Source organism: Solirubrobacter soli DSM 22325, assembly GCF_000423665.1.
Lineage (GTDB): Bacteria > Actinomycetota > Thermoleophilia > Solirubrobacterales > Solirubrobacteraceae > Solirubrobacter > Solirubrobacter soli.
On the sequence record NZ_AUIK01000001.1, the window covers coordinates 609,770 to 626,004 of the forward strand.

The following is a 16,235-nucleotide window of genomic DNA, read 5'->3' on the forward strand; positions in this document are numbered from 1 at the left end:
AGATGACCGGCTTTAGAACTGCCGCCGTTTTGTCGATGATGGTGGGCGATGGACGTCAGCGCGATCCAGGCGGCCGCGGCCGCGACCACGGCGACGTATCGGTCGTTCGCCGACGCGACCCGCTCCGTGCTCGATCTGCTCGAGCGCCATAAGCCCGGGTGCGCCGTCTACATGGCCCACCTCGACCGTGGGCAGTTCATCCACCGCATCGTCGATGTCCGCGGTGGCGGCGACTTCAGCCTCCGCTCCAACCAGGCGCTGCCGCTCGGGGACGCGTTCTGCTCGCACATGGCGGAAGGTCGCGGGCCGCGCCTGTGCGCGGACATCAGCCGCCACGAGGTCTACGGGCGGCTGGCGATGCAGCAGCGGGTCAGCGCGCGCTCCTATCTGGGTGTGCCGCTGGAGCTGTCGGACGGGACGCGGGTGGGCTCGCTCGCCGCGCTCTCCCGTTCGCGCAACCACTTCACACCCGCCGACGAGCAGCTGTTCGTCATGCTCGCGCGCGTCCTCGCGTCCGAGCTCGAGAGAGAGTCCAACGCACGAGATTTGCGCAGGTTCAACGACATGCTTCGAGATCAGGCCAAGGGAATGGGAGCGATCGGCCGGGTCGCCAAGGCGCTCGCCGCGGGCGACGACGCCCGCCAGTCGATCTGCGAGGCCGCCTGCGAGGTCATGGACGCCCCGGTGGCGTTCCTCCTGGAGCCCAAGGGCCGCGACTTCTCCTCGACCGCGATGGCCGGCGTCACGGTGCAGCCGGTGACGATCCAGCCGCGCGGCGACGGTCCGGGCTCGGGCAAGGCGTTCACTGCCAAGGAGGCGTACTTCGTCGCCGACGCGCGCAACCACCCGGCTTTGGCCGCTCCGCTGGTCGAAGCGACCTCCGCTCGCTCCGCCGTGTTTGAGCCGATCCTGCGCGACGGCGAGGTCTGCGGCGTCCTGATCGTCGTCTGGCAGCGGCCGCTGGACGCGCTGCCCGAGGCGTCCGCGGGTGTGTTGCGGCTGGTCGCGGCGCAGGCCGCGATCGCGATCGAGCACGCGCAGCTGCGGGCGCGGGTGGACGCTCTGGCACTCACCGACCAGCTGACCGGTCTGGTGACGAAGCGGGTGTTCGAGGAGGAGCTGCCGCGCGAGATCGCGCGCGCCCGCCGTGGTGACACGCCGCTGTCGATCGCCTGGCTGGACCTCGACCACATGAGCGCGTTCAACATGCTCCGCGGCGAGGCCGAGGGCGACCGGCTGGTCAAGGAGACCGCCGCCGCCTGGCGCAACGAGCTGCGTGACGTCGATTCGGTCGCCCGGATGGACGGGGTCGAGTTCGCGTTGATCCTTCCGTCCTGCGGGCTGGGCGAGGCCGTCGAGGTCCTCGACCGCGTCCGTGCGGCGACACCGCGCGGTCAGACCGCTTCCGCGGGCGTCGCCCGCTGGAACGGCGAGGAGCCCGCGGAGCTGCTGATGCTCCGTGCGCAGGACGCTCTGGCGGCGGCGAAGTCGTCCGGGCGCAACGTCACGATTCCCGCAGAGTGAACTTTCCCTGCCGGGGCAGGGTTCCCGGCAGGTTTACAGAAGTCCGCTCTGGCGTCGTGTACTCTCCACCGCCAGAAAAGAGCACAGCCGAGTCTGCTCGCCTCCGGGTGAGCGGAACGGGGGACCCAAACGGCCAAGGTCAGGCCGATGGGGCGAATCGCCGCCGTCTTGGTGGCGTAGCGCAGGCCAGCGCGAGCCCGACAGCTAACCCCGTAGGCGTGAGGCCGAAGGAGTTATGAGATTGTCTGCTCAGGTCTGGTCTTTCCAGAACGAAGCACCGTATAACCGCGACCTGAGCGATTTCGAGCTCTGGGAGCGTTCGCTGCGCCGGTCACAGCACCGGCGTGAGATCACCGAGGCGGCGCGCAAGGGGGCGGCGCGGCGCAAGGGTGCCGCGGTCGCCGTCAGCGCGTCGATGGCCGTCGGTCCGGCCGCGTCGCCGTTCGCCGCGCTGGCGTCGGCGTCGAATGGCGGGGGTGCTCCCGCCGTGCAGCCGGTGTCCTCGTCGTCGGCGATCTCGATGCCTTCGGGTTCTCTGGTCGCGTTCGGCGACACGGGCGCGGCCGTCGCCGCCGTCCAGCGCCAGGTCGGTGTGGACGACGACGGCATCTTCGGCCCGATCACCCAAGCCGCGGTCTCCGACTTCCAGAAGCGCTACGGGATTCCCGTGACGGGGCGTGTGGACGCTCGGACCTGGCAGGCGTTGTTCAAGTCCAACGTCACCTACGTGGGCGGGTCGGGCAAGACGGTCATGACCGTCTACAACCGCGGCGGCGGGACCGCCGCGCCGGCCGGCCAGGACGGGCCCGCGCCGTCGACGTCCACGCCCTCGTCGGGCACCTCGAAGCCCGACTCCTCGTCCAAGCGCTCGGTCTCGACGCCGACGACGACGGCGCCCTCCCCCGGCTCCACGTCGACCGACGCCGCCACCAACCGCGCGGCGACGACCACGCCCAAGAGCGTGCCGACGACCCCCGCCTCGACGCCGAGCACTCCCGCGCCCGCCGCCGGCGGGTGTGGGGCGGGCAAGATCGCCACCCCGGTCTCGGGCACCGTCACGGGCACGTTCGGCGAGGCGCGCACCGGCCACACCCACGCCGGCCAGGACATCGCCGCCCCCACCGGCACCGCCGTCCGCGCCGCCCAGTGCGGTGTCGTGACGACCGCCGGCGCCGACAACTCCGGCTACGGGAATCTCGTGTGCATCCAGCACGAGAACGGCGTCTCCACGTGCTACGCCCACCTGTCGGAGATCGACACCACCAAGGGCGCCTACGTCCACGTCGGCCAGGTGATCGGCAAGGTCGGCTGCACCGGCTCCTGCACCGGCCCGCACCTCCATTTCGAGGTCCGCGAGAACGGCAAGGCCACCAACCCGGCCCCCTACCTCGAGGGCTCCAAGACCATCCCGGGCAAGACCTCGACGACCGCGACGTCCACCAACGTCAAGGCGACGACCTCGACCGCGAAGGCCACCGCGGCCCTCGCCTCCGCCCCGGCGACGACCGCCACGTCCCCGGCGACGGCGCAGGCGACCACGACCGCTACGGCCGCAACCGCCCCGACGACGGCGCAGGCGGCGACGACCCCGGCCGACGGGTCAGCGCCCGCCGCGGCCCCGACCGACACCTCGGCGCCCGCCGCCGCCCCCACGGACACGTCGGCGCCGGCCGCAGCCCCGTCCGACACGTCAACCCCGGCCGCGGCCCCGACGGACACCTCCGCCCCCGCAGCCGCCCCGGCCGAAGCATCAGCGCCCGCAGCCGCCCCGGCCGAGAGCGCCCCCGCTCCGGCCCCGGCCGAGTCCGCGCCCGCCCCGGCGGAGTCCGCTCCGGCGCCCGCCGCCGAGGCACCTGCCCCCGCGGAGTCGGCGCCCGCGCCCGCCCCGGCCGCCGAGGCCCCGGCACCTGCCGAGAGCGCCCCCGCTCCCGCCCCGGCCGCCGAGGCGCCCGCCGCCGAGGCACCTGCCCCCGCCGAGTCCGCCCCGGCCCCGGCTCCGGCCGCGGAAGCACCCGCTCCGGCACCGGCCGCCGAGGCGCCCGCCCCGGCACCGGCACCCGCCGAGTCCGCCCCGGCCCCGGCTCCGGCCGCGGAAGCACCCGCTCCGGCCCCCGCTCCCGCCGAGAGCGCTCCCGCTCCCGCCCCCGCCGCCGAGGCGCCCGCCCCCGATCCGGCGCCCGCCGAGTCCGCACCCGCCGAGGCACCGGCCGAGTCCGCTCCGGCGACGCCGGCCTCCTAGCTCCACCAACTCGCGTGACTGCTCCCGCCGTGTCGGCGGCGGGAGCAGCCACCGCGCGCCCCGCCCCGCCCCGCCGAACCTAAAGGGGTCAGGCCCCTTTAAGAATCGCCGTGACCGCCTCGTCGAGGTTGGCGGCGGTGGCGTCGGCCGTCGTCGCTTCGGGCCAGGCGGCTTGGATGACGCCCCAGGGGCCGCGGCGGAGGTGGACGGTGAACATGCCCGCGGCGGCGGCCGGGAGGATGTCGAAGTCGACGCGGTCGCCGATGTACGCGATCTCGGTCGGCGGCAGTGCCAGTTCGGCGGCGATGCGCGTGAAGAACGCCGGGTCGGGCTTCGAGACGCCCCAGTCCGCCGAGGTGGCGACCAGGTCGCCGTCCGCGATCAGTTCGGCCAGTGAGGCCTCGGCGCCCGCGGGCTGGTTGCCCGCGAAGCCCACGCGCACGCCCGCCTCGCGCAGGCGTGCCAGGGCAGCCGGGGCGTCGGGGTAGACGTCGTAGAGCTCCTCGTGGCGCGGGATGCCGGCGGCCTCGCGCTCCTTGAACGCGCGGGCGAGGTCGAAGCCCGGACGGCAGAGCTCGAGCGCGTGGCGGTGCGGCAGGCGGCCCTCGACGGTCGCGCCGATCGCGGCGAACAGTTCCTGCCGCGTGACGCCGAGCCAGTCGGCCCACACGCCCCACGCACGCTCCTCGCTCAGCAACGTCTCGCCGAAGTCGAACACCGCCGCGCCGACACGAGGTGTGTCGGCTTGGTCTGGCCTGGCCTGACGAATCCGGCTCACCTCGTGAGCCGGGCGCGGACCTCGGCGTCGCCGCGCTCGGCGTCCTCGTCGGTCCAGCGCCAGCGGACGCCGTCGTCGACCACGAACGTCGGCTGGGTGTGGTCGTTGATGCGCTCGACGTCCACCCGCACGACCGCGATGCGCTCGGCCTCCTCCTCGACGACGGCGCGCCCGACCGCGGTGAACGCGAGGTTCCCCGCCGCCAGCACCGTGACCGCACAGCGTGGGTCGTCACGCAGGCGGGCCAACGACTCGCGGCGTAACGCCAGCGCGAGGACGAGTTCCCGCGGCCCCCGCCGGACCGCGGTCGATACAGGGATCGCATGCGGCTCGCCCGCCCCGGTCGACAACACCGCGACCGTCCCCGTAGGCCACGAGGGCAACTCGTCCATTGCCGCGAGGCTACCCGGCCGGGCCGGCGTGAAGAGGCGCGGCCGCGCGGGCTGCGCCGCCGCCGCGCCGGTCAGCGGCCGTTGAGGCGCGTGACCTCCTTCTCGAGCAGCCGGTTCGCGCGCTCGAGCTGGTCGTCGGTGGACTTGTTCACGGACGCGGCGCCGACCTCGCGGTTCACGCGGCCGTTGATGACGCGGTGCTCCTCGCCCGTCTTGCGGGCGATCACGCCCACCAGCGCGCTGCGCTCGGCGCGCAGGCGCTCGCGCTTCTCGAACGCGGTCTCGGGCTCCAACGCCGCCGGGACCGCGGCCGCCGGAGTCGTCGTGAACGCGGCCAGCGCGGGGGACGCCGTCGGCGGCGCCGGCTCGGCGAACAACTGCAACGCGTCGCCCGGTTGGGTCGTCTGCAGCACGTCCTCGTCGCGGCGGGCGGAGGACCACAACGCGCGGAACGCCTCGCCGGCCTCGCCGCGCTCGCCGCGCTCGGCGACCGGCTCGCCCTTGGGCTCGAAGACCAGCGCGTGGTTGCGCTCCTCCTCGATCTCGACCGCGAGCTTCTTCAGCCGCGGGTCCGACGGGAGGAAGACGTGCGCCATCTGCGACTTGGGCGCGGGCGTGCGGCGGATGAAGCGCCCGATCACCTGGCGGAAGAAGAGCTCCGTGCGCGAGGTCGTCGCGTACACGCCCACGCGCAACCGGGGAACGTCGACGCCTTCCGAGACCATCAGCACCGAGACGAGCCACGGCGCCGACCCGGCCGAGAACGCGGCGATCCGCGCCGAGGCGTCGGCGGCATCCGAATGGACGACGTCGGGACGATCGCCCGTGATCCGCGCCAGCCGGTCGGCGAGCTTGTCGGCGTGCTCCTTGTCGATCGCGACGACCAGGCCGCCCGCCTCAGGGTGGTCACCCGCGCGAATGCGACGCAGCTCCTCGTCGGCGTCGCGCAGCACATGGGTGATCCAGTCGCCCTCCGGGTCCAGCGCGGTCCGCAGCCGCCGCGCCGCCTCGGGCGCGGGCAGCACGACGTCGAAGTCCGCCCGCCGGACCCGCCCGTCGCTGACCCACTCCATGTCCCCGCCGTAGGTGTGGAACGTCACCGGCCGGCAGACGCCGTCGATCAGCGCCTGCGTGTAGCCGTAGTCGTAGTCCGCGGCCGAGACGCCCTCTTCGTCGTACATCACCCACGGGATCGGCGAGTTGTCGGACCGGAACGGCGTGCCGCTCAACAGCAACCGGAACCGCGCCCGCGAGAACGCCGAGATCGTCTTCAGGCCCCACGTCGCGTCCTCGCCCATGTGGTGCGGCTCGTCGGCGATCAGCAGCGTCGGCCGCTCCGCGCAGCGCCGCCTGTGGACCTCCGGGCCGGCGGCGACGGTCGCGTACGTCACCGAGACGCCCATCCGGTCCCGCGGCTCGGGACCCGCCGAGTTCGGCCGGTTCGGCTCCAGCAAGATGCCGTAGCGGGCGGCGTCCAGCGCCCACTGGCGGCAGATGTGGGTGGTCGGCGCGACCACGGCCACGCGCGAGACGCGGCCCTCGGAGAGCATGCGGTGGGCCACGTGCAGCCCGAAGGTGGTCTTGCCGGCGGCGGGGGTCGCCGAGGCGAGGAAGGACTCGCCGTCGTGGTCGAAGACCTTGGCGGCCGCGGCCTGCTGCCACGCACGCAGGGGACGGCCGGTGGGCCAGGACGGCAGGGAGCGGCCCGCCGAGGGGCGGGGAGGAGCATCGATCTCGTACGTCACGGGACCCGAGAGGCTACGAGCCGGGCAAGACGGACCCGCTGCCCGGAAAAAGCCCGCTCAGAGCGACCTTTTCGCGTTGTTGTACCGTCAATGATCGTGTCCTCTCTCCAAGTCACGCATTTCTCCGACCCCGGCTGCCCCTGGGCGTGGTCGGCATCTCCAGCGATCGCGGCCCTGAAGTGGCGCTACGGCGACCAGCTCGAATGGCGCAACGTCATGATCGGTCTGACCGAGACCGGCGCCGTCTACGAGTCGCGCGGCTATACGCCCGCCGGCCAGGCGCGCGGGTACCGCAGCTTCCGCGAGCGCGGGATGCCGTTCGCGACCGAGCCGCGTGAGCGCGTTCACGGCACGTGGCCGATGTGCCGCGTGGTCGTCGCCACCCGCCGGCTCGCCCCCGACCGCGAGTACGCCGTCTTCCGTGCGCTGCAGCTCGCGCAGTTCACCACGACGCTCTTCCTCGAGGAGGACGCGCAGCTGCTCGAGGCGATCAGCTGGGTCCCCGGCATCGACGCCGAGCAGATCGTCGCGGCGGCCCACGACCCCGAGACCGAGGCGCTGTTCGCGGAGGACAAGGACCTGGCCCGCACCGCGGCCAACTCGCCGACGGAGTTCCAGGACAAGCACGCGAACACCGACGGCCGCGTCCGCTACACGGCGCCGAGCATCCGCTTCACGAACCGTCAGGGCGTGACGCTCGAGGCCGGCGGCTTCCAGTCCTTCGAGGCCTACGACGTCCTGATCGCCAACCTCGACCAGTCGCTGACCCGCCGCCCGCCCGCCGAGGACGCCGCCGAGGTCCTGAAGGCCTTCCCCGACGGTCTGACGACCGCCGAGGTCGCGCTGATCATGACCCAGGACAAGTACGCGCCCGACCTCAATAAGGCCGAGGACTCGCTGATCGCGGCGATCGACGGCGAGGCGGCCACGCGCCTGGCGTTCGGTCACGACGCGCTCTGGATCCCGCCCGCGCTCGTCGCGGCCTGAGAACTGCGCGGGGGCGCCGAGGCGCCCCCGCAGAGATTGGCACCGGGGGGCTGCCGCCCCCCCGGAACCCAGATTGGCACCGGGGGGCTGCCGCCCCCCCGGAACCCAGATTGGCACCGGGGGGCTGCCGCCCCCCGGAACCCCCCGCTTAAGGTGTCGTCGTCGACAGCGTGAAGGTCAGCGTCTTCGAGTACGTGCCCGTGCGGAGCGCGTCAGAGGACTTGACCGTCTGCTTGAACGAGACGTTGACCTGGTCGTTGGAGACCGGGCCGCCGTACGTCTTCAGCGTCGCCGGCAGCGTCGAGTAGGTACCCGACGTCGAGCCGGCCGCCTGCAGCGCCTCCGGCAGCGAGAACGTGCCGTTGACGAGCTTGCCCGGAGCCGTGGCGGACGGATCGGCGACCGTCAGGGTCGCGTCACCGGCGGTGGAGACCACGTTCGCCGTCGTGGAGGCGAAGTAGTCCTTGCCCAGGCCCGGCGTGAACGCGCCGAACGAGGCCGGAGCGCCCAGCGTCAGCGCCAGCGTCGCCGGGACCGCGCCGCCGACCGACGAGTCGGCCAGCGTGCAGACGGCCGAGGCCGTCTTGGACGGATCGCTCTCGGAGACCGCGTTGAGCGTGATCGTGCCGGCGCCCGTGCCCTTCTCGATGTAGACCGGGACCGAGACCGACTCGCCGAACTTCGCCGTCGCCAGCGCGTTCTTCAGGTGCGCCGCGTAGCCCGTGCCGGTCGCCGTCGCCGACAGGCGGTAGACGTCCGAGCCGAGGTAGGCGTTGGCGTCCTGCGGGTGCAGGGTCGGGTTGGTCGCCGCCGCGACGCCCGTGTTCTTCAGGTTGAACGTGCAGGTCGAGTAGCCCTCGGCGTTGCCGAGCGTCGGCGACGCCAGCGACACGCCGCGGGTCTGCGGGCCGGCGCCGTCGAGGGAGCGGACCGCGACCGTGTAACGCAGCATGCCGTCGGCATCGGTGCGCTTGTTGATGATGTAGAAGTGCAGGCGGTTCGACTCCGCCTTGAACTCGTACGTCGAGCCCGAGTTCAGGCCGACGTTGAACGAGCCGTCGTTGGTCTGGCGCTCGTCGCCCACCGTGGCCTTGACGGGCGTGCCGTCCGCCTTGAGGTAGTCGACCTGGTTGATGTCCTGCGGGTTGGAGTCGATGTACCAGACGAAGCAGGAGAACGACCCGCACGAGGAGTTGCTGTTCTTCGACTTGCCGATGAGGACGCCGTGGCCCGGGGCGTAGGAGTCCGAGCCGACCTGCTGGACGACCTCCATCGTGTAGTCGTTGAAGCCCGCGGTGACGGCCGAGCCGGTGGCCGTCGTGTACCACGGGCCCTCGCACGTCGGGTTCGTGTGGTAGCGGCACGGCGGGTTCTTGTCGCCGCCGTCGAGCAGCACGCGCACGCCGGCGAGATCGCCGCCCGGCGCGACCTCGCGCGCCTTGACCTCGGCCACGGCGATGCCGGACTGGGCCAGGCCGCCGCGGTTCAGGCGCAGGATGTCGCCGTCGGAGATGAAGTTCAGGAAGCGCTTGTTGCGCAGGTTGTGCTGCGCGCCGAGGGCGCCGCCCTGGGTCGGCGGGATCTGGAAGCGGGTGTGCTGACCGCCCGGGCCGTTGAACGAGCCGCGGCTCATCATGTCCCACATGCCCGACGCGGTGCGCTGCTGCTGCGCCGCGAACGGGTTGTTGTAGTTGTCCGGGATGCTCAGGTTGTGGCTGAGCTCATGGGCGTAGACGGCCATGCCGGAGCTCTCGGCCTCGGTCGAGTTGTTGCTCGAGGCGTTGGGCCAGATGTTGGTCGCGACCGCCCACGAGGACCACGGCACGTACCGGGTCGGAGCCCAGTTCGCGGTCTTGGTCGGGTCGTAGGCCTTGGGGCCGAACGCGTCGGACACGGTGTCCTGCGAGAGGAACTTCATCTCGCCGAACTCCTGCCACGTCGAGCTCTGGTCCTCGCCGGCGACGGTGTAGAAGACGTTGTCGAACTCGGCGTACTTCGGCGCGTTGGGATCCGCGTCCCACGCGGCGCGCAGGTCGGTGCGGATGTTGCGGTTGCACGGCGTCTCCACCGGCGTCGGGCAGTAGCGGTTGTCCGACGTCCCGGCGTAGCCCGAGATGAAGTACTGGTAGGCGCGGTACGGCAGCTTGTACGGGCCGATCGGCGTCAGCTCGACGCCGTAGCGCCCGAACGAGTCCTCCATCCAGTACCGGTTCATGGTCTGGAAGTTGTTCAGCGCCGACGGCTTGTTGAGGAAGTCGGCGTAGAACTGCGGGACCTGGGCGCGCGGGATGCTGTGCGCGGCCGTGGTCGGCGTGCCCCAGATTGTCGAGCCCGCGGGCTGGGTGACGATGAACTCACGGTCCGTGAAGTCCGCCATCACGAGCGCGACCTTCCACTTCTTGACCGTCGGCTGGATGCTCGGATCCGAGTAGTCCGGCCCGGGAAGCTTCTTGTAGTCGGCCCAGGTCAGGTTGTCCTGGAACGACCAGTTCTGCGGGTCGAGCGGTGCGGGCGGCGCCGCCAGCGCCGAACCGACCACTCCAAACGAAGCGACCGCCATCCCGGCGGCCGCGAGTACTGCGCGTGCCCTCATAGAAAGACCCCTCCGTCTGTGGACTCCGCATGCTCATGTTCTGCACATGAGAAGTCAACGAGCGTGGAGTGAAATCCACAGGCGGGGCGATTGAACAATCGTCGCCCCGCCCGGGGTCGATTTACGGAGTTGTGGTTGAAAGGGTGAACGTCAGCGTCTTGCTGTACGTGCCCGTTCGCAGCGGGTCGCTCGCCTTCACCGGCTGCTTGAAGCTCACGTTGACCACGTCGTTGGACGCCGGCCCCCCGTAGGTCTTCAGCGTCGTGGGCAGCGGCGCGTAGGTGCCCGACGTCGAGCCCGCCGCCTGCAGCGCCTCCGGCAGCGAGAACGTGCCGTTCACGAGGCGGCCCGGAGCGTTGGTGGACGGATCGGCGACGCTCAGCGTCGCGTCACCCGCGGAGGAGACCACGGTCGCCGTCGTCGAGGCGAAGTAGTCCTTCTGCAGACCGGGCGTGAAGGCCCCGAACGACGCCGGTGCGCCCATCGTCAGCGCGAGCGTGGCCGGGACGGTCCCGCCCACGGTGTCCCCGGCGCCGAACGAGCAGGAGACCGACATCGACTTCGACGGATCGCTCTCCGACGTCGCGTTGAGCGTGACCGAGCCCGAGGCGGCCGCGCCCGCGGCCTTCTCGATGTACACCGGCACGTCGACGGTCTCGCCGAACTTCACCGCCGCCAGCGCGTTCTTGAGGTGCGCCGTCCAGCCGGTCCCGTTCGCGGAGGCCGTGAGGCGGTAGATGTCGCTGGTCAGGTAGGCGTTCGCGTCCTGCGGGTGCAGCGTCGGGTCGGTCGCCGCCGCGGCCCCGGTGTTCTTCACCGGGAAGGTGCAGGTGGAGTAGCCCTCGGCCGTGCCACGGCTCGCTGCCCCGACCGACACGCCGCGCGTCTGCGGGCCCGCGCCCGCCGTCGAGCGGACGCCCACCTTGTAGTGCAGGATGCCGTCGGCGTCGGTGCGCTTGTCGAGGATGTAGAAGTGCAGCTTGTTGTCGGTCGCGACGTACTCGTACTCGCCGCCCGAGTTGACGCCGACGTTGAACGAGCCGTCGTTGAGCTGGCGCTCGTCGCCGCTCGTGGCCTTGATCGGCGTGCCGTCGGCGCGTACGAAGTCGACCTGGTCGATGTCCTGCGGGTTGGAGTCGATGTACCAGACGAAGCAGCTGTAGGAGCCGCAGGTCGAGCTGCCCGTCTTGGACTTGCCGATCAGCACGCCGTGACCGGGTGAGAACGAGTCCGAGCCGATCTGCTGCACGACCTCCATCGTGTAGTCGTTGAAGCGGCCCTGGATCGCCGCCGTCGGCGACGAGCGCCACGGGCCCTCGCAGGTCGGGTCGATGCCGGCCTGCGACGTCAGGCAGACCTTGTTGAGGTCGCCCTCGCCGTCGAGGTTGATCCGCACGCCCGCGAGCGCGCCGTTGGGCTGGACCTCACGCGCCTTGACCTCGGCCACCGCGAGGCCGGACTGTGCCAGGCCGTTGCGGTTCAGCCGCAGCAGGTCCCCGTCGGTGATGAAGTTCAGGAAGCGCTTGTTGCGCATGTTGTGCTGCGCGCCGAGCGCCGAGCCCTGCGTGGGCGGGATCATGAAGCGCGTGTGCTGGCCGCCGGGCCCATTGAAGGAGCCGCGGCTCATCATGTCCCACATGCCGCTCGCGGTCCGCTGGAACGGCGCCGAGAACGGGTTGTTGTAGTTGTCCGGGATGCCGAGGTTGTGCGAGAGCTCGTGCGCGTACACGGCCATGCCGGCGCTCTCGGCCTCGGTCGAGCTGTTGCCCGATGCGCTCGGCCAGACGTTGGCGGCCGCGGCCCACGAGGTCCACGGGATGTAGCGCGTCGTCGCCCAGTTCCCGCGCGCGTGCAGCGGGTTGATGTGCTTGGGGCCGAACGGGTCGGTCACGGCCTCGGGACCGGTGAAGCGCATCTCGCCGAACTCCTGCCACGCGCCCGACTCGTCCTGGCCCGCGGAGGTCCAGAACATGTTGTCGAACTGCGCGGCCTCATACGGGTTGCCCGGGGCGTCGATGTCGGCCAGCCAGGCGTTGCGCGCGGCGTTGAAGAAGTTCTGGTTGCACGGCGTCGGGTTGGGCGTCGCGTTGCCCGGGCTCGGGCAGTCCGCCGTCGTGTTCTGGAAGTTGGCGATGTGGTACTGGTAGCTCTTCAGCGGCATCCGGTACGGGCCGAACGGGACGACCTCGACGCCGTACTTGCCGAAGGAGTCCTCCATCCAGTAGCGGTTCATCGTCTGGAAGTTGTTCAGCGGCTGCGGCTTGTTGAGGAAGTCCGCGTAGAACTGCGGGACCTGCGCGCGCGGGACGCTGTTGGCCAGCGCCGTCGGCGTGCCGAAGACCGTGCCGCCCGCGGGCTGCGAGATCGTGAACTCGCGATCGTCGTAGTCGACGAGGATCAGCGCGATCTTCCACTTCTTGACCGTCGGCTGGATGCTCGGATCCGAGTAGTCCGGCCCGGGCAGCTTCTTGTAGTCGGCCCAGGTCAGGTTGTCCTGGAACGACCAGTTCTGCGGGTCGAGCGGAGCCGGGGGTGCCGCCGAGGCCCCCGCAGCCACACCGAGCGAGGCGACGGCCATTCCAGCCGACGCCAATACAGCACGTGCCCTCATAGAAACCCCTCCGTTCCTGTGGTGGCCGAATGCTCATCTCACACTCATGAGATGTCAAGCAGAACGTGGAGTGATCTCCACGACTTGTAGGGTCCGGGCATGAGCGCGAAATGGACCGTCATGGTGTACGTGGCGGGCTACAACAACCTCACGGAGTTCGCGGGCAAGGACCTGGCGGAGATGCGCAAGGTCGGCTCAGGCGACGAGGTGAAGATCACCGCCTTCGTGAAACGGCTCGAGCAGCAGGCCTCGCACCGCATCGTGATCGGCAAGGACGGCAAGAACGAGGAGCGCGAGAACCTCGGTCGCGACGTGGACTCCGGCTCGCCGCAGACGCTCGTGGACTTCATCCGCTGGTCGCAGGCCAAGGCGCCCGCGGACCGCTACGCGCTGGTCATCTGGAACCACGGCTCGGGCTGGGACCCGCTCGACTTCGACGAGCTCTACAAGCAGGTCAAGGCCGCGGGCGTGACGCCGCGCGAGCTCGACGCCCGCGCCGGCTCACAGATCGGCCGCAGCCTCTTCCGGCCGACGATCGAGACCGCGCTCACGCAGCCGAACGCGCGGCTGCGCGCGATCGCCTCCGACGACGGCACCGGCCACTCGCTCGACACGATCGAGCTCGGCAGCGTGCTCAAGAAGGCGCACGAGATCCTCGGGCGCCCGGTCGACCTGCTCGGCATGGACGCGTGCCTGATGAGCTGCCTCGAGGTCGCCTACCAGGCCGAGAAGGACGTCCGCGCGGTCGTCAGCTCGGAGGAGCTCGAGCCCGGCGACGGCTGGCCCTACGACAAGATCCTCGCCGACCTGCGCTCGAACCCGTCGATCGACGGCGCCGGCCTCGGGCGGATCGTCGTCAAGCGCTACATCGAGTCCTACAAGCACGACGAGGGCTCCTGGCCCGTGACGATGTGCGCGATCCACAGCGCGGGCATCGAGCCCTTCGCGGACATCGTCGACGCGTTCACGATGGCGCTGCGGCGGACGATCAAGGACGACGACGTCGATGCCACGCGGCTCCTGCGCGCGCACACGCGCTCGACCCGCTTCGACGGCGACCTGATCGACCTCAAGACGCTGTGCGAGCAGGTGCGCGCGCAGCCGTTCGAACCGGCGGTCAAGAACGCCGCGAAGAAGGTGATGGACGCGCTCAAGCCCGGCGGCGACTTCGTGGTCGCGAACGCCAACCTCGGCGAGAGCGTCGAGCACTGCGGCGGCGTGACCGCTTACCTGCCGGCCCCGACCGACGAGATCTCCCCCTACTACAAGGACCTACGGTTCGCCCAGCGTCACGGCTGGGACGAGTTCCTGCGCTCGTACCGGCGCGCGGTCCGCGGGACGTAGCGGCGCATGCCCGTCAGCTCGAAGAGGCGCTCGACGGGCGCGGGACCCTCCGTGAGGGAGAGGTCGACGCCGTGCAACTGCGCCCGACCCGCCAGCCGCACGGCAAGGCGCAGGCCCGAGACGTCCATGAAGCGCAGTTCGGAGAGATCCAACACGACGGGCCCGTGGCCGTCATGGAGCACGCTGTCCATGCTGCCCTCGAGCGTGGGGACGGTCGAGCAGTCAAGCTCGCCATGGACCTCGATATGCGTCGTCTCGCCGATGCGCCGGAATGCGGTGCTGAAGCGTTCGATCGGTTACACCCTAGCGCGTCGTGTTTGAAATGGTGAAGGTCGTGTGGATGCGGGCGCGCTCGCGCGGGCGCCTGCGGGCGGCGCCGTCGGTGCGTGTCGCGCGTGGCGCGCGCGTGCATGTCGCGCCGGGCGCGCGGGTCGTGCTCGGCGCGGGTGTGCGGCTCGGCCCGGACGCGCGGATCGACGCGGTGGCGGGCCTCGTGCGGGTCGGCTCGGGCGCCTCGATCGGCGAGCGCGCCGTGATAATCGCCCACGAGTCCGTCGAGATCGGCGCGCGCGTGGCGGTCGGCGACTGGGCCGCGCTCGACGACAGCGCGCCGACCTACGACGACGTCGAACGCCCCGTCCGCGCGCAGCCGCTGCGCACCGCGCCGATCCGCGTGGGTGAGGGCGCCGTGCTGGGCCCGCACGCGTCGCTGGGCCCGGGCGCGAGGGTGGCCGCGCGCGAAGCGGTCCCGGCCTACGCGGTGCTCCCGGCGCCACCGAAACCGCCCGCGGCGCGCGGCGGCGCGGCGCGGCCCCGCCCGGTTAGGTCCGCGCGGCGCCGCGCGGACGGGCCGTGACGAGCGTGTCGTAGACGGCGGTGGTGTCGCGGGCGACCTCGGCCCAGTCGAAGCGCAGGACGTGCTCGGACGCCTCGGCGACCAACCGGTCGCGCAGCTCCTCGTCGGTCAGCAACTGGAGCGCCATGCGCTCCAACGACCGCACGCTCGACGCGCGAAAACGCAGGCCGACGCGCCGGCCGCGCGGGACGACCTCGCGCAGGCCGCCGGTGTCGGCGACGATCGTCGGGCAGCCCGAGGCCATCGCCTCGAGCGCGACCAGCCCGAACGGCTCGTAGATCGACGGGACGAGGCAGAGGTCGGCGATGCGGTAGAGCGAGTGCAGGACGTCGTCGCCGGTCCAGCCGATGAACGTCCCGTGCTCCATCAACCCCAGCCGCGCCGCCTGCTCTTTCAGCTCGGCTTCGGCGGTGCCCGAGCCCGCGATCAGGAAGCGCACCTTCCCCACCCGCCGGATCAGCCCTGGCAGAGCGTCCAGCGCGAGGTGGAAGCCCTTCTCGTAGACGAGCCGGCCGACGAGCAGCACGAGCTTCTCGTCGGGCGCGGCGAACTTCGCCCGCAGGCGCGGGAGGTCGGCGACGGGCTGCAGGTCGGACGGGTCGATGCCGTTCGGGATCGCGGTGATCTTCGAACGCGCGACGCCGAAGACGTCCGCGACCTGCTCGCGCATGAACTCGGAGCAGGTGATCACGTGGTCGGCGGCGCGGACCATCCGGCGCTCGACGCCGTGGATGTGCGACTGCGGGTGCTTGTGCACCCACCCCTGGTGGCGGCCGTACTCGGTCGCGTGCACGGTCACGAGCCACGGGACCCGCCGCCGGCGCGCCAGCGACCGCCCCGCGGCGGCGACGAGCCAGTCGTGCGAGTGGACGACGTCGAAGCCGCCGCCGAGCTCGGCTCCGGCGGCCAGCATGTCCTCGTTCATGCGGTCGACCCACGCGATGAACGCGTCGAGGTCGTCCTTCGGGAACTCCGGCTCGCGGAGGCGGTGCACGATGACGCCGTGCCGATCCTCGACCTCCGCCAGCCGCCCGCCGCCGCGGGTCACGACGTGCACCTCGTGCCCGTCGCGCACCAACTGCTCCGACAACTTGCGCACGTGCCGCGCGAGGCCGCCCTCGACGATCGGCGGATACTCCCACGACAACGTCAGAATACGCACGGTC

12 protein-coding genes and 1 riboswitch are annotated in these 16,235 nt (G+C 71.5%); of the genes, 5 read left to right on the forward strand and 7 right to left on the reverse strand.

Going from position 1 to position 16,235, the window contains the following annotated elements; genetic code table 11:
- Positions 1 to 48 precede the first annotated feature (48 nt).
- Positions 49 to 1,524: a sensor domain-containing diguanylate cyclase gene (locus tag G569_RS57110; RefSeq protein WP_053225743.1), complete on the forward strand. Its 1,476-nt coding sequence runs from the start codon at positions 49 to 51 to the stop codon at positions 1,522 to 1,524.
- A gap of 75 nt (positions 1,525 to 1,599) precedes the next feature.
- Positions 1,600 to 1,759: riboswitch (cyclic di-AMP (ydaO/yuaA leader) on the forward strand.
- Entirely contained in the window at positions 1,760 to 3,763 is a 2,004-nt protein-coding gene (locus G569_RS57115) for a peptidoglycan DD-metalloendopeptidase family protein (protein ID WP_084284075.1), read from the forward strand.
- 88 nt (positions 3,764 to 3,851) lie between these two features.
- On the opposite strand, the gene G569_RS0102810 is transcribed toward G569_RS57115, so the two are convergent.
- The 3 genes from G569_RS0102810 to G569_RS45065 all read right to left on the reverse strand — a co-directional run bounded on the left by G569_RS0102810 (position 3,852) and on the right by G569_RS45065 (position 6,678).
- The gene (locus G569_RS0102810; RefSeq protein ID WP_028062288.1) at positions 3,852 to 4,481 is read right to left on the reverse strand and encodes an HAD family hydrolase; all 630 of its coding nucleotides are present in this window, start codon (positions 4,479 to 4,481) and stop codon (positions 3,852 to 3,854) included.
- A gap of 56 nt (positions 4,482 to 4,537) precedes the next feature.
- The gene (locus G569_RS63650; protein WP_053225745.1) at positions 4,538 to 4,933 is read right to left on the reverse strand and encodes a hypothetical protein; all 396 of its coding nucleotides are present in this window, start codon (positions 4,931 to 4,933) and stop codon (positions 4,538 to 4,540) included.
- Between the two features lie 71 nt (positions 4,934 to 5,004).
- Positions 5,005 to 6,678, reverse strand: a complete 1,674-nt coding sequence (locus G569_RS45065) for a DEAD/DEAH box helicase (RefSeq protein WP_053225746.1) — start codon at positions 6,676 to 6,678, stop codon at positions 5,005 to 5,007.
- A 96-nt stretch (positions 6,679 to 6,774) separates the two neighbouring features.
- On the opposite strand from G569_RS45065, the gene G569_RS0102825 reads away from it, so the two are divergent.
- Positions 6,775 to 7,665: a thioredoxin domain-containing protein gene (locus G569_RS0102825; RefSeq protein ID WP_157591776.1), complete on the forward strand. Its 891-nt coding sequence runs from the start codon at positions 6,775 to 6,777 to the stop codon at positions 7,663 to 7,665.
- A gap of 148 nt (positions 7,666 to 7,813) precedes the next feature.
- Here G569_RS0102825 and G569_RS45070 read toward each other — a convergent pair whose 3' ends face one another.
- Together G569_RS45070 and G569_RS45075 are read right to left on the reverse strand one after the other, a co-directional pair.
- Positions 7,814 to 10,258 carry a M6 family metalloprotease domain-containing protein gene (locus G569_RS45070; protein ID WP_084284078.1) on the reverse strand — a complete coding sequence of 815 codons (2,445 nt, stop codon included), beginning with the start codon at positions 10,256 to 10,258 and terminating at the stop codon, positions 7,814 to 7,816.
- Between the two features lie 121 nt (positions 10,259 to 10,379).
- The gene (locus G569_RS45075) at positions 10,380 to 12,836 is read right to left on the reverse strand and encodes a M6 family metalloprotease domain-containing protein (RefSeq protein ID WP_053225748.1); all 2,457 of its coding nucleotides are present in this window, start codon (positions 12,834 to 12,836) and stop codon (positions 10,380 to 10,382) included.
- Between the two features lie 132 nt (positions 12,837 to 12,968).
- On the opposite strand from G569_RS45075, the gene G569_RS0102840 reads away from it, so the two are divergent.
- A complete protein-coding gene (locus G569_RS0102840) occupies positions 12,969 to 14,213 on the forward strand; it encodes a clostripain-related cysteine peptidase (RefSeq protein ID WP_028062290.1) in 1,245 nt (414 codons plus the stop codon).
- Here the strand turns inward: G569_RS0102840 and G569_RS45080 are convergent.
- Positions 14,159 to 14,506: an STAS domain-containing protein gene (locus G569_RS45080; protein ID WP_084284081.1), complete on the reverse strand. Its 348-nt coding sequence runs from the start codon at positions 14,504 to 14,506 to the stop codon at positions 14,159 to 14,161. The genes G569_RS0102840 and G569_RS45080 overlap by 55 nt on opposite strands.
- 20 nt (positions 14,507 to 14,526) lie before the next feature.
- On the opposite strand from G569_RS45080, the gene G569_RS57120 reads away from it, so the two are divergent.
- On the forward strand, positions 14,527 to 15,069 hold the full coding sequence (locus G569_RS57120) for an acyltransferase (RefSeq protein ID WP_157591777.1): 543 nt from the start codon (positions 14,527 to 14,529) through the stop codon (positions 15,067 to 15,069).
- Here G569_RS57120 and G569_RS45090 read toward each other — a convergent pair.
- Positions 15,035 to 16,231 (reverse strand): glycosyltransferase family 4 protein, encoded by a 1,197-nt coding sequence (locus tag G569_RS45090; RefSeq protein WP_245602343.1) that lies wholly within the window; start codon positions 16,229 to 16,231, stop codon positions 15,035 to 15,037. The two genes, G569_RS57120 and G569_RS45090, sit on opposite strands and share 35 nt — an antisense overlap.
- Between the last annotated feature and the right edge of the window lie 4 nt (positions 16,232 to 16,235).